The organism is Belliella marina, from assembly GCF_042682445.1.
Classification (GTDB): Bacteria; Bacteroidota; Bacteroidia; order Cytophagales; family Cyclobacteriaceae; genus Belliella; species Belliella marina.
The window spans coordinates 107860-123259 of record NZ_JBHUHR010000001.1 but is presented as its reverse complement, the minus strand read 5'-3'; the positions used below and the strand labels follow the sequence as shown (position 1 = coordinate 123259).

General features: G+C 40.4%; 9 protein-coding genes. 3 read left to right on the top strand and 6 right to left on the bottom strand.

Features of this window, described 5'->3' with window-relative positions:
* Positions 1–73: 73 nt before the first annotated feature.
* Positions 74–4201: a hybrid sensor histidine kinase/response regulator transcription factor gene (locus tag ACFSKL_RS00480; protein ID WP_376882315.1), complete on the bottom strand. Its 4128-nt coding sequence runs from the start codon at positions 4199–4201 to the stop codon at positions 74–76.
* 451 nt (positions 4202–4652) lie between these two features.
* Here ACFSKL_RS00480 and ACFSKL_RS00475 point away from each other — a divergent pair, with 451 nt between their 5' ends.
* The 3 genes from ACFSKL_RS00475 (at position 4653) to ACFSKL_RS00465 (ending at position 7745) form a co-directional block, all read left to right on the top strand.
* The gene (locus ACFSKL_RS00475) at positions 4653–6077 is read left to right on the top strand and encodes an SLC13 family permease (protein WP_376882312.1); all 1425 of its coding nucleotides are present in this window, start codon (positions 4653–4655) and stop codon (positions 6075–6077) included.
* Between the two features lie 54 nt (positions 6078–6131).
* Positions 6132–6809, top strand: coding sequence for a hypothetical protein (locus tag ACFSKL_RS00470; RefSeq protein ID WP_376882309.1), 678 nt, complete (start codon positions 6132–6134; stop codon positions 6807–6809).
* A gap of 588 nt (positions 6810–7397) precedes the next feature.
* Complete coding sequence (locus ACFSKL_RS00465; protein WP_376882307.1) at positions 7398–7745, top strand: hypothetical protein; 348 nt, start codon at positions 7398–7400, stop codon at positions 7743–7745.
* Between the two features lie 33 nt (positions 7746–7778).
* Here the strand turns inward: ACFSKL_RS00465 and ACFSKL_RS00460 are convergent, their stop codons facing one another.
* From ACFSKL_RS00460 to tilS, 5 genes are all read right to left on the bottom strand, one after another.
* A complete protein-coding gene (locus ACFSKL_RS00460; protein ID WP_376882305.1) occupies positions 7779–9434 on the bottom strand; it encodes a mechanosensitive ion channel family protein in 1656 nt (551 codons plus the stop codon).
* Positions 9435–9479: 45 nt separating this feature from the next.
* Positions 9480–12203 carry a hypothetical protein gene (locus ACFSKL_RS00455; RefSeq protein WP_376882303.1) on the bottom strand — a complete coding sequence of 908 codons (2724 nt, stop codon included), beginning with the start codon at positions 12201–12203 and terminating at the stop codon, positions 9480–9482.
* A gap of 246 nt (positions 12204–12449) precedes the next feature.
* Complete coding sequence (gene mdh / locus ACFSKL_RS00450; protein WP_376882300.1) at positions 12450–13388, bottom strand: malate dehydrogenase; 939 nt, start codon at positions 13386–13388, stop codon at positions 12450–12452.
* A 144-nt stretch (positions 13389–13532) separates the two neighbouring features.
* Positions 13533–14051 carry a Crp/Fnr family transcriptional regulator gene (locus ACFSKL_RS00445; protein ID WP_376882298.1) on the bottom strand — a complete coding sequence of 173 codons (519 nt, stop codon included), beginning with the start codon at positions 14049–14051 and terminating at the stop codon, positions 13533–13535.
* A gap of 3 nt (positions 14052–14054) precedes the next feature.
* Positions 14055–15329, bottom strand: coding sequence for a tRNA lysidine(34) synthetase TilS (tilS, locus tag ACFSKL_RS00440; RefSeq protein WP_376882296.1), 1275 nt, complete (start codon positions 15327–15329; stop codon positions 14055–14057).
* Positions 15330–15400: the final 71 nt, after the last annotated feature.

The window sequence follows — 15400 nt, the reverse complement described above, 5'->3', positions numbered from 1 at the left end:
GGTCTATTTCTCACCAAATATTAAGCCTTAATTCATCAAAAACACATTGTTAAAAACCACTCTATTCCCAAAATCACTCTCTTGCAATTTGCTTTTTACTGGATTGGTAGTTGGATGGGGAAACCTGATAGACTGCTTTAAAGTATTTGCTGAATACCTTGGCACTGTTGAACCCAACCTGATAGGCGACTTCGGATACGCTTAGTTGGCTTTTTTCCAAATATTGCAAACTCCTCTCCAGGCGGTGATGGCGGATAAATTCCAAAGGTGACATCCCGGTAATGGTAGTCAATTTATTATACAAATGTACACGGCTCATCCCCAGCTCTCTGCTGAGGCTTTCCACCGAAAACTCTGGATCAGAGAGGTTGTCCTCTATGATACGACTAGCTTTCAAGATCAGCTTGTCATCCATAGAAGTGATCTCCACTTCCTGGGTATCCACGCTCACTTTCTTTTCAAAGGTTTTTTGCAGAAGCTGGTTTTGTTTGATCAAGTTTTGGATCCTTACCAACAGCAATTCGAAACTGAAAGGTTTGGTGATATAATCATTGGCGCCGATATCCAAGCCTTGCAGTTTTTTATCTTGTCCAGTAAATGCTGTCAGCAGTATAAATGGGATATGGGCAGTCCTTGGATCATTTTTGACTTTTTGACAAAGTGCGATACCATTGATCTCGGGCATCATCAAATCACTGACAATAATATCTGGCTTGCCAAACAACACTTTCTTCCAACCTGACTTGCCATTCTCTGCATCCTCTACTTCAAAATATTCCCCTAAGCTTTCTTTGAGATATTGTCTGAAATCTTCATTGTCTTCTACCAGCAACAACTTGATGTTTTTGGCTTGGGCATGCCCAATATTGGCTTTTGGTTCTCTCTGTATTTCACTTTCCAACATTGTATTCCCCCCTATTACTTTTCCAGTATCTTCTCTACAAAGTGGACTGTAGGGCAATATAATTTTGAAACAGCTGCCATGGCCTAGAGTACTCTGCACCTCAATGTGTCCAGCGTGAAGCTTGACAAACTCATTTACTATCGACAGACCAATGCCACTTCCTTGGTTGACCACCCCAGCTGGTGTTGGGCTTCGGTAAAACCTCTCGAAAATCTTATCCAACTGGTCATTGGCAATCCCTATACCACTGTCTTTTACCGAAATGCAAAGCTGTTTTTGCCCTTGTTCAGCCACTGATTTTACATTCACCTGAATCACCCCATGCTCAGGTGTGAATTTAAAGGCATTAGACAACAGATTAAATAGGATTTTCTCCATCTTATCCATATCAAACGTAATGTAAAGGCTGTCTATCTCTGACTCAAAAATGAGCTTCACATGCTGTTTTTCAGAGAGCTGGGAAAATGAATATACAGCTTCTTGGACAAAAGCGATGATATCACCTTCAGCAGGATGGAATGATACGGATTCTGTTTCAATCTTCCGGAAATCCAATAATTGATTGACTAAATGAAGCAATCTGCGGGCATTACGCTCTATCATCTGGTATTGTTTTTTCCGATCTATGTCCTGCTCTTTTTTCATAAGCTTGTCCATAGGAGCCAAAATCAGCGATAGCGGGGTTCTGAATTCATGGCTAATGTTGGTTAAAAAATGGATTTTCATCATATCCAATTCATGAAGCTGGCGTGCTTCCCTTCTCTCCTGTTCCAACAGAAATTTCCCTTTGGCCCTTTGGATTACCAAATATCTTGCATATACCAGAATCATCACAAACAATACTGAATAGCAGAAATAAGCCCACCCTGTCTTCCAAAATGGGGCCAGGATTGTGATAGGGAGCTCTGCCACATACATCCCCAGTCCTCCATCTTCGTTGATGACGGACACTTTTAATGTGTAGGTGCCTGGATTTAGGTTGGTATAGGTCAGTCTTCGATTTTGGTGGTCAGTCTTCTGCCATTCTGTATCAAAACCCTCCATCTTGTACATATATCCATTTTTGAGATGCTGGAAAAAATTGAGGGAGACAAAACTAACCGAAAACACATTTTCATCATGCTTCAGGGTGATCGAAGGAGATCCTGTCAACGCCATGTCCAAGATCACCCTGCCGTTATAAGCTTTACCAATCTCCACTGGCTGGTTAAACAACTCAAAAGAGGAGAAAATAACCTTGGGATCATAGGACCAATGCAACGATCTGGGATCAAATATATTGAAGCCATGTGGTCCTCCGAAAATCAACTCTCCCCTGCCAGTTTGCAAACAGGCATTTTCATTGAAAGCCAAATCCTTTAGATCGGGCTCTTTATCGTAGTTCTTGAAAGTATAATTGCGAAAATCCGGATTTGTTGGAACTTGGGTTTTGGTAATCCCCTTGAGAGTACTCAACCACAATTCCCCTTCACTTTCCAAAATTGTCAATACGGTGTTGTGGGGTAGCCCATCCTTTGTGCTGAAATTTTGAAACAGGTTTTTGCTTGGCTCGTAAAGCGCCAAACCACTCTGCGTACCAAGCCAAATAGCCCCATTACTGTCTTCGAAAATGTACATCACATTGTCATGGGGCAAGCTATTGGTATTCCCAGGTTGATGCACAAAACTTTTAACCTTGCCAGTACCCATTTCGATCAAATCCAACCCAGCTGATCCCCCTATCCAAATGTTGCCTTTGGAATCCTCCAAAATTGCGGCTACATAATTTACATTTACCAGATTTTCACCAGTTGCGATTGGTGGTTTTCTGAATTCGATTTCACCCTTTGGCAAATAAAAAAGCCCACTAGTCAATGTCCCCATCCAAATATTGCCTTTGGAATCTTCATACAACTCCCAAACATTCTCATCAGGCAGCCTGTATGGAGCATTCATGCCCTTATCGTACCGAATGGCTTTTTCCCCTTCGTACTTGACCAAACCGCCATAAAAAGTCCCTACCCACAGGTTGCTATTGCTGTCAAACAACATACTGACGACCACGTCACTGCCCAATCCTTTGTCATCACGCTTTTGTATTTGGGTAAACGTATCTTTACTTCGATCCAGGTAGAGCAACCCACCCCCATTTGTCCCCACCCATAGATTCCCTTCTTCATCTTCGGCAAACCTGTTCACATCATTGTAAGGTAGGCTGTTTGGCCTAGACTGGATGTGGTGATAATGGTAAAACCGAAGGTTGTTGCTGTGGTAATAGTTGACCCCATTCTTATAAGTACCGATCCAGATAATACCTTCATCATCCTGATAGAGGTCATAAATACTATTGTGGGCAAGACTGTATGCCAAACCTTCATCATGCATCAGGTATCTCAGGGAAAAATCTTTTTTGTCCAGCAGATTAATTCCACCATGGTCAGTCCCTATCCATATATTGCCGTCTTTGTCTTCCAATAGAGAGGTAACCAAATCAGAATTCAGTGGTAGACGAGGATGGTTTTGCCTAAAATGCGTCATCTCACCCAGAGATACGTCGTAATAAAAAAGACCTGTGCGATTGTCTGGAAGATAGATCCAAAGATCTCCATCCCGATCCATCACCATCTTGTATTCCATTTCATTCCCTTCGAAGTAGTGATGGATGCTTTCATGTAAAACCGATCTTTGGAAAGTTGTTCCATCAATTTTTTCAAGAAGTCCATTGTGGTGAATCAGCCAAATATCACCAGACTTGTCTTTTGCAAGATCTGCTACATTTCCAGAAGCAAGTTGGTTTGCTCCAATGTTTGCACTTTGCTTTGTTATAGGATTATACTGGGAGACCCCAGCTCCGGAAAGGATAAACCAATAACATGAGTCCCAATCCCGAACAATATTTTCCAGCCCTTGTGCCAATAACCCATAAGTGCTCAAGTAAGGTGAATATTCAGCATGAAACTGTTCTTGCACGGGATCATATACCTGAAGTCCAATGAGTGTTTTTACCCACATGTTACCTTGGGGATCCAAAAACAGATCCTGGATATTGTTGCTATTGAGACTTTTGGGATCATCAGGATCATGCTCAAATACTTTCACTTCTTGCCCATCAAACCTGTTCAAACCCGAAAAAGTCCCTACCCACAGAAACCCTTGGCTGTCTTTGAGGATTGTATTCACCTGATTGTGGGAAAGTCCATCCCGCATCCCCAAATTGGAAAACTGAAAGCTATCAGGCTGGTATTGCGCATTTGCTGAGATTGTCACAACAAAAGCCGCTAAAAACAGAACTCTAAATACACTACACTTTCCAAACATTATCCTCTCAATAATTTGACTAAATATACAGAAAATGTCATTAACCACAATTTTGACCTACTTTAATAATAATACTAACTCCAGTAGTACAAAGACAGGCTCAAGACGCAACAAAAGCTACCAAGAAGATTGTGGTATATTCTGGCACAGATCAGTTCCCAATGAAAGACGGTATAGAAGTGATAGGTCTGATTGGCATACTGAAGATGTTGACACAAAGTAGTTGATTTTAACCAATCAACTGTTTTCCGTGAATTTACCAATTATAAAAGGCATACCGACAAAAACCCCAACGAAAAAGCTTGCCACATCCTACGAAAAGATTGTATAGGATAAAGGAAGTGTCATTTAATCTTATCAATCACAAAGATAGGTGTGGACACCAATGAAACAGGTAACAATACTAATAAGATAATCCATATCTTTATACAACCTAAAAACCCCAATTTTTATGGCATATAATGATTCCCGGCAAACAGCGATCAGGCTTTATCGAAAACTGAAACTTGGTTGGATTTTCAATACCTCCACTTTCACGGGAAATTTTCTCCTAGTGTTGACAATCGGATATTTTTTCAATAAGCTTGGCTATCCTGATGATGCAAACTATGTGTTTTTCCTATCCATATTGGCCATCGGACTTTGGATAACGGAAGCGATCCCGCCATTTGCTGTAGGCATATTTATTATTGCAGGGCTGCTACTGGGTTTCGGGACTGATTTTATCCTCGAAGATCACCGAACACCAGTGGAAATGTACCTTGGCACTTGGACGAGTAATGTGATATGGTTGCTGTTGGGAGGTTTTTTCCTTGCTGAAGCCATGTCCCAAGTAGGTCTTGACAAATCACTTTTCCGCTTTACCCTAAAAAAATTCGGAAGCAAACCCGATAAGCTACTTATGGGACTCATGTTCACCACCGCCGTAGGGAGCATGATCATGTCCAACACAGCTACCACAGCAATGATGATTTCCTCTGTACTGCCATTGGCACATTTGATGGGGAAAAATTCTACCTATACCAAAGCCTTGCTGGTGGGCATTCCCGCAGCAGCCACTCTGGGAGGAATGGGTACGATCATCGGAAGCACGCCCAATGCTATCGCAGTAGGTGCATTGCACGAAAAAGGGATTCATATCACCTTTGTAGAATGGATGGTTTTTGGGCTGCCTACTGCCTTGTTGGCTACTTTTATCTTCTGGAAATTTATTTCCAAAAAACTTAAAATCAAAGACATACAACTGGACTTGGAAAAACTTGACCAAGCTACTTCCCAAGCAAAAGGTTTCAAGAAGAATGCCGTCATTTTCACATTGGCAGTGACGGTCATCGCTTGGCTTACTGAGCCTATTCATCATATCCCTATAGCAGCAACCTCTGCCATCCCCATCGTCCTTCTCACTTTGTTTCAAATCATCAATGCCGAAGATGTCAGAAGATTGCCTTGGGATACATTGATGCTTGTGGCCGGAGGCTTGGCTCTTGGGATTGCCATGGTAGATGTGGGGCTGACTGATATTATCATGGACAAAATCAATCAATTGCCCATTCCACTATTTGGAGTAGGTATCGTATTTGCCATTATTGCCGTCTTGATTTCCAATATTATGAGCAATACAGCTGCAGCATCCATTTTGGTCCCTTTGGGATTGGCACTTCCCGGGATCTGGGGATTCGCCACTCCCCTAATTGTAGCACTTAGCTGCTCTTGCGCTTTGTTACTGCCAGTGTCCACCCCTTCCAATGCCGTTGCATTTTCTACTGGAATGGTTGAGCAGAAGAGTTTCCGGAGCGGCGGATTACTGATGATTGTCCTTGGACCTATTTTGGCATTTGTCTCCGTAATGGTCTATGCATTGATTTTCGGTGTCTGAATAGGTCGAGAAAGAAGGGCAAAAGATATATGAGCCCCTTAAGTATCTTAAACAATGGCAGTAAACAACAAACTAGCGACTATGATTTTCAGAAAAATAACAGGTAATATAATTGCTTCTCTATTCACTCCCATACTAATTCTTGGGAGATGGTTATCCAATCTATACCGTGGGATATTTTATCAAGAGTATGTTTTTCTAAAAATCCTCCCCAAATCAATGCTGAAAAGCGGATATGCCATGGGCTTCAATGGAACGCCAATATATGAAGATGACAGATTCCAAATGCTTAAGACAAATGATGGTCTCCAAGATTTTGCCATCATGATGGAAATAAATTATAAGCTGGATGAAGTTCCTAATATCGATCAATCTTTGATGAATTTAAAAGCGTTGATCCTCATCCAAACAGATCAAGACGGTAAAGATTTTCCAGATTTACTGTACAAATCAGTAGAAAATTTAGCCTACTTACAGCTTATCAATTGTGATTTCAAAACAGCGCTGCCTTTTATCCTAAAACAAAAGAAACTAAAGGAGTTGAAATTACTTGGATCTAAAGTTGATGGGGTTGAAAATTTCAACAATCTCCTAAATCATTCCATATCCAATATCACTATCGAAAAAGAGACCCTGACAGAACTTGATCTACAAGAAATATCGAGAACCAACCCCAATGTGACAATTGAATATGTAAAAGAAATCAATCAAAAGAGTATCCGTTTGGAATGATATAAAAGATGTAGTGAACGGCACAAAGCCGTTGAGTACCTTAATAAAGATTGTGAATAACAAACTAGCGACTATGATTTTCAGAAAAACAACAGGTAATATAATAGCTTCTCTATTCGCTCCCATACTAATTCTTGGGAGATGGTTACCGAATATTTATCGAGGTATTGTCCATCAAGAGTATGTGTATTATGATGCCCATATTCCTACGCTAAACAAATTGATTCTTGCTATATATGGTGAATCTTATTTTCTCCTATTTTTTGGCTCCGCATTGTTTATATTTTTACCTTTTCAGCTTATAAAGACTGACTTCGTGGAAAGAAAAAACCCATTGTCATTCCTTCAAAAATCTGGTTTTTTGGCAGCTATCGTAATTCTGATTGTTATCTTATTTGGAACCTTCACGAATTTGTGGTGGATACCTTGGTATAAAAACTTTATCTATATCCTCTTTGCTGTGGTTTCCTCCTTATGCTTCACCTTTTTATTACATATTCTAGTTGACAGACATGAAGAAAATAGAAGTAACACAAAAATATTTTAGTGCAGTATATCATGAATCACGAAGGTGTCTATAATCCCCCTATGAAAAAGTACCTCAAATACATCTACTATGCATCAGTTTCAATATGTGTTATCCAAATCCTTATATTTTTATTGGCACCTTTTGGAGGGCCTGTCCTAATCGGGCATGTGATCAGTAGGGGATTATATAAATCTGAGCTTATGGATTGTACCGGGTGCAGTGCCTTCACCAATGAACTGCTACATGTATTCAATATTGGTCTTGCGGTTATTTATTTTGGCTCATTGCTGATGGGTATCGCAACATTGGCATTCAGAAAAACAGACAAGCATAAAAGACACATATATGGAGTATGTTTTGGGGCTATATCCATTCTAATTTGTTTAGTCGGTTTTTGGATAAAATAGACAAGGGATCGAATTGTAGAAATAATGCCAACACTAATCTTTCTTGTTCGACTCTTTTGCAACAAACTCCTGCAATTTGGCTTGGTAAGTCTTGGGATCTGCACTGTATTCGGGCACAAGTGTTTTCTTTTCCGGAAAACTCTCCATGTGCAAAGTTTGGGTAGGAAATGCGAACCTCACCCCCAACTGATTGGCCAAAGAGACAATAGAAATCAACAGTTCATGCCTTGACCTCAACTCCTCCGTCCAATTTGGAACTTCAAAAAACACATAAAACATGATATCCTGACTATAAGCCGACAGATTATTGAAATAAATGTTGTAATAATCCTTACGGGTATCGGGATGGTTTATCACGATTTTCCTCAATCCCTCGACAAATGCCTCAACCAAATCCGGAGGGGTATCATAAGTCACGGTCAATGTGGTATAAAACCTTCTGTACTGTCTTAATCCATGGTTATCTATGGTAGCATCCGCAATTTTCCCATTGGGAATATACATGACCGAATTCCTAAATGTCCTGATCCTTGTAGACCTAAAACCAACTTCCTCCACCGTACCATCTACATCTCCACTCGTGATCCAATCCCCAACCTGAAATGGCTTGTCAATAAAAATCATGATGGATCCAAAGAAATTCTTGATGGTATCCTGCGCCGCCAACGCAAAAGCCAAACCACCAATGGATAGACCAGTCAAAAACGGCACAATGTCCACCTGCAACCCCTCTTTCAATACATACAAAGTACCAACGATGACTACAAAAGCCTTGAGTGTCTTCCTCAACAATGGAACGAGCTGATCATCCAAAGTAGACTCTGTTTTTTCTGCCAACCTAGCAAAGTACATCGCAATAATATCCACGATTTTGTAAAACACTATCGTGATCACAAATGGTTTTGCGGCATTCAGCAACAATAAAATCCAAGAAACGATCTCGATCGGAAGCTGAAGGATTCTAATGAATATGGTCGTCAAAACAATGACCAAATAGATGCTTGTCACTTTGGCTACCGGAAGCAGATAAATCTCACCAATATAGCCATATCCCAATTTCTCCAAGGCAAACAACAAGCCCTTGTCCACCACCAGGGTGATCAATTTATGGGAAAGAAACAAAAGCAATATCAGGATAAACAACCCTGCCAACTGCCAAAAATGAAGCCCTAGATAAACCTCATTCCCCAGTTTTGGAAGGGTATTCAACAGCTTGTCAGTACCATAGGGATATGTTTCTTTGTGCAGGCTTTCGATCTGCTCTACAGTAAAGCTGCTGAACTTCCATTCCCCATTCTCCTTTTCAAGGTAAACCCCTGGCAAAAGACGGGTTTCAAAAAAATATCTCGCCTGGTTGTTATGCAGGCTATCTATGTAGTTTGGGTTGTTGGGAATCTCGTTGATCTTGACATAAACCCCATTTCCATCAAAAATCTGCTTCAATTTCACAGCAAGCTTCTTTGATTCTTCCAGTGTTTGATCGGATGTCCTAAGTACCTCTGCGGCTATTTCCGGATCGTAATTGTCTTCACGAAGATTATAAAAGAAAGTCAGGGTAGCAGAATAGGGAGAAGACAAACTATGCATTTCCTCGGGATCAATCGGAATGTGGTTTTCATCCAATATGATCTGTGCCGACAAGGTGTTGATTAAAAAAAATAATGATGTTAAAACTAAACTAAAGCGCATTTTGATTACTGTTTTTTTTTCTATCCTGCCACAAAGGTACAATTCCTAAATTGGCAACCTGTATTCCACAAAACTATTTCCCGAAACAGCAAAGATACTATATTCGTTTTGACTGCTGGAATACTTGATTTCGACTTTGTTTTTCGAACTGATCGGGAGTGTATTCAGCAGCTCTCCATTCAGGTTGAATAGATATGTAAACTCCTGGATAGGGTCTATTACCACAAATATGTTCTTGTCCGATCCGAATGAGAAAAACTGAAACTCCAATTCCTCCGAGAAAATATTGTAGGAGAACAGCTCTTGGTAATCCGCATTCATGACAGAGACCTTGTTGAATTCATGTACTGCATAGAGAAACCTATCGTCTTTTTGGTCTTTGATCAAAAAGAATTTACTGTCTTTGTCCGGTCTCACCAACTGATGAAGGTATCCAACCTCTCCTTTAAAATTGACGCTGACGATTTCACCTTTCTCTGTGACGGTCGTAAGCCTACTCGAAGATGCACTTCCCCGCTGGATTATTATGTAATCAGAACTTTGGGTTTCACCAAGGTTGATCGGCGAATCCAGCACTTTCTCTCCCCTTCTATTGAAGAAATACAAACTACCATCAGTATCCAATGCCAACATATGGTCTCCCACCCCAACGATCCGGTGATGCGAAGGATTGACTACCAAATTTGATGAAATAGACCTTGGATTCCATCCTTCCAAAGCATCCCCTTCCTTATTGAACAAATAAAGTTCAGCTTGGTCAGTCCCTACAAAAAACCTATAATCCTTGTTGTTGTCATAATCAACCAAATTCAAATGTGTGATATTTGCTCCTGGGATTTCCAGTGGATAGCCAGGCAAAATCCCTCCCAACCTATCTATGATATAGATTTTTTTTGCTGTAGCAAAAAGCAATTGCAACTTCCCGTTTTTGTAAAAATCTACTTGGAACACATCCGAAACAATAGGATCTTCCAATGCTTGTGAAAACACCAACTCCCCTTCACCTGTCAGCAGGTGGACTTGTTTGAGTTCATCCTGAACTACGAATTCAAAACTCTTGTCATTAAAATTCTGGATGCTTTTTGGGCCATAGATTAGGTTGTCCCTGAATTTTACCGACCTGTTTTCCGTCAACACCACTCCACTCACAGCTTTGATCGGCTTCAATTGATAAGAAAATGCAATATTGGTACGATGCATCGACCCTTCGTCAGATACCGCTACCGACATGATATCCAATGATTTCAATTGGGGCGCATATTTTTGAAAGAATACCTTCCAATTTGGAGAACTGATCCCTTCCAATGTACTCCAAATCCTGGGGACATTGATCACAAAATCAAATCCGGAAGTATTCGACAAACTCCCAGCAATACGCTTTTGCTGGAGACTTTTCCCCCATGTATTATCCCCTGATATATCATCCAAATAAACCCTCAAAGCTTTCACACTATTGGCGAAAACCAACATTCCCTCAAGCCCAACGATGTAGGTTTCTTGAAAACCCCTAAACTTACCATCAAACAAATGAGCCGGGAACTCTTCAGTTCCAATCACAAAAATCTCCATCTCTTTGTAATAATCCACGAAACCCGAAGCTGTTTCTGTATTTCCAGCTCCCAAATCAAACTTTTTCAACAAGTCCAGTTGAGATTCCAATTCATCTGTCTGGATCAGTATAATCCTATCCTCTTCCTGGTTGATAGGCGTTTCAAAAACCATAAATATCAGATCCCCAGTCAATTTTTTGAGGAAATCCTTCTGAATCAGATTTTTCTCAATCTCACCTGCCAAAGTCGATTTGGGTTGAAAATCCTCATTCCTGAAAGCTGCCAGTTGATCCGCATTTTGTAAACTGTACCTAAACAATACCGAAGTTCTGTTTGGTATGAAATTCGTGATTTCCTTTATGCCCTTTTGTCCCTTTGAGAAATCAACTTTTTGTCCTTTTTGGAAAAAAGACGATCCTGTCAAAGCTATTTTCCCCTCAGAAAAATTCAACTCAAAATTCCCCGAAACTTCATTTTTGGCAAACTGCTTGACCAAATTCAGGTTGTCATTTCTGCTGATTCCCGAAACCAATTTTGATAAACCTGAACTTGCCAACCTGAAAACCCCAAGTCCTGTTGGCTTGGGCAATGCTTTGAATAATTCCTGGTTGGATGTCTTAAAATTTGGTTCGGAGGAATTTTGCGAAAGCCGTATGGCTTCTTCTACCAAAAAAGAGGTATAGCTGGCTACGATGATGTTATTCACCTTTGCATAAGTCAAATTCCGCTCCAAGTTGACACTTTGGAATTCATATACAGGCACCTGACTGTAATTCCTTGACGTAATTTGGGATAATTCCGGAAGGTTCTTTTCAAGGGAGGTGATGAATTCTTGGTCAGAGCCATTCTTGAATGACAAGGTAAAAAGAAAATCAAATTCATCCCTGCCCACCGCATGTAGTGAGACTACGAATTGATTTCCTTTCAGGGATCTGTCTAAGTTGCCCGATCTACCCACTAGGCTATCCAATGACACAAGTTGTGACTCCGCATTTTTGACAGAAGGCAACTCCGCCAATCTTTCCCAAATTGGTTGGCTCACCAACTGGTTCCAAGCCAATACAGGCTCATTGGTCTCAAAGACAAAAATCGCATCCTGCGAGATTACTTCCAGCGCATTTTTTTCTCCTTTCCAATAGGAACTATGATAGAAAAAGTAACCTCCCACCAAAATGGAGATTACCAATAAGGAAACTAAGATTCGCTTGATTATTCGCACAGATTTGAGATATTTTTTGTTGTATTCAAACGCAATTTACATAAATCGAACACTTTCAAAAACGGGATAGCAATTCAAAAGTAAGTACGTAAGATTTTTCAAAAAGAATTAAAGGAATCTCTAAATATTTCCAAAAACCAAAAGACTGGTTTTTGGAATTGCCGGCGGCAAGTAAACTTCAATTCTTTAAAAACCTAAAAATCCCGATCAACAAACCGGGATTTTTATTTTTGAATTCAATTGAAATTATTTGCTTGACAGCTTATCCAAGACACTCATTACTTCTTTGACATGTCCTCTGGACACCTCAAGAAGCTCTCTTTCGTCAGCATTCAGATCCAGTTCGATGACTTTTTCGACACCGTTCTTTCCTAAGATTACCGGAACGCCCAAGTAACAATCATCGATACCATATTCACCTTCCAATTTGATACAAACAGGGAATACTCTTCTCTGGTTTTTCAAAATCGCCTCCACCATCTGGGCAGCAGCAGATCCTGGAGCATACCAAGCCGATGTACCCATCAATTTCACCAATTCACCACCACCGAATTTTGTACGCTCGATGATCGCATCCAAAGTATCCTTTGCGATCAATTCTGTCACAGGAATACCTGCTACAGTTGTATATCTTGGAAGTGGCACCATGGTATCACCGTGACCACCCATTAGGATAGCTTGGATTTCTTTTGGGGAAATATTCAATTCTTCTGCAATAAATGCTCTATATCTTGCAGTATCCAGGATTCCAGCCATACCGATCACTTTCGCTCTTGGAAGCTTGGAAGTGATATGTGCTTGGTAAGTCATTACATCCAAAGGATTGGAAACAACGATAATAATTGCATTTGGGGAGAATCTGATCACATTCTCAGTCACTGATTTTACAATTCCTGCATTTGTTTCGATCAAGTCGTCCCTAGTCATCCCTGGTTTTCTGGGAAGACCGGATGTGATCACCACTACATCGGAATCAGCTGTTTTAGAATAATCATTGGTACTTCCGACAGTTCTGCTGTCATACTGGTTGATTGGAGCTTTTTGCCAGATATCCAAAGCTTTGCCTTCGGCTACACCTTCTTTGATGTCCACCAATACAATTTCTTCAGCAATCTCTCTGTATGCCAATACGTCTGCACAAGTTGCTCCTACGTTACCAGCTCCAACTACGGTTACTTTTGCCATGATTTATATGTTTTTTTATTTGGTTTTAATGATTTACTCAAAAGTCCCGCTAAGTTATTAAACAATGGCTGTTAATGAAAAAATAAACCATAACTTATCCAAATATTTTTGGTAAACAAGCATATACGGAAATTGGCCCACCCATCATTCCTCAAACATCTGAGCCAAATTGAAAAAGCCAAATGAATTCTGGTAGGAAGTGAAAAGTTTTTGGTTGTTTTGGTTATAAAACTCCGCCAGGGAGGTCATCATCTTTGCCTTGATTTTTGGATTGCTTTCAAAGATCTCCTGGATAGAGAAATGTGGAATCACCATCAGTTCCGCTTCTTCGGAATCTACTATAGCCGTATAGATCCTCTTGGTGTTTTCCATCAGCGAATTCTCCCCAAAAGCTCCTCCTTTGGTCACCTCAAGTATGGTTTCGAAACTATCCGAGATATCTACTGTCAAGCGGACATTTCCTCTCCTCAATACATAAAGTGCCTGACTCGGATCATTTCTGAAAAACACCACCTCATCCTTCATGTATTTCCTGTTGTGTATGGCAGGAAGAAATTTCGCCATCTCTGAATGCTTCAATCGCTCAAAGAATTTGACTTCCGACAAAAAATCAAAAACCGCCAACTCTGAAACAGTAAATTTTTTGGAAAATGGATTGATCATGGCTTATCTTTTTTTAAAGTACATTACTTTTTTTGTGTTTGCATCAGATTTGTAATGCTCACTGATCCTATAGCCTACCACCCACGCTATCTCATTTCCGGAACAAAGCACCGAAACTGATCTTTTCTGGATAACAGGCACTTTCAAATCAATCAAAAGATCGGAAACTTTCTTTTCATTCTTCATACCCAATGGCACAAATTTATCACCTATCTCCCAATTGCGGACAGTAAGGGGGAATTTCAGCTTTTCCAAATCAAACATTGCATTGTTCGCATCCCTGTCAATCTCAATTGGCGCATCAACTTGCAAAATGTCATACTTTCCTGATTTGACACTGAGGGAAATATCGGTTTCTTCGATTTTCAATTCCTTTTGTCCCAGATCGTATTCTCCCAGGATTATCATTTCCCTATCCACATTCACCATGTATTTGCCTGCATAGAAGACTTTCCCCGAACCTGCCTTTTCTATAGCCCCATAAATCTCCACTACATCCGCATACCCAAAACCATAATCCCTCAACCAATAATAAAGCATCGAATGTCTGCCAGGCAAATTCTTGACCGAAGCGATATCCAGGTATTGAAACGTGCCTTCCTCTTTGATATTCTCAGACTTCCATTCCGAAAACAAATGGAAAAATGCCTTTCCTGTGTCTTTCAACCTCTGAAAGGTATCGTCCAAGGTCATCAACCCATCCGGGAAGCCCTGAAGCAACAAAGGAATCACCTCATTTCTTAAAAAATTCCTTTTATAGACATTTTTTTTGTTGCTGCTATCTATCCTCCAATGCAGTTTGTTTTCAACCATAAACTCTTCAATCTCACTTCTTTTGAAAGGCAAGAGTGGACGGATCAAAAAACCTCTCTTCTCAGCCATACCATAAAGACCTTCTATACCAGTCCCACGAAGCATATTGAGCAATATGGTCTCCAGCTGGTCTTCAAAATGATGGGCTACCATTACACCCGTATATTGATTTTCATCAACCAGATCCTCGAACCATTGATACCGAAGATCCCGGGCTACCATCTGCACAGACTTCCCTACTACTTCAAATTCCTCCTTATTTGCTTTATTCACAAAAAGCGAAACATCCCAAAATGCCGCCATTTCCCTAACAAACAATTCATCCCCATCACTTTCTTGATCTCTCAACCCAAAATTGAAATGTGCCAATGAAAATCTGACTCCTGCTGCATGCAGCAAATGCCCCAAACAGACGCTATCTACCCCACCACTGATGGCCAACAAATAGTGTCCATTTAAATCCAAAAAATTTTTTGTCCGTATATGTTGGATAAATCGATCAACCATAACCCAAAAATACCATTTTTGCTTAATTT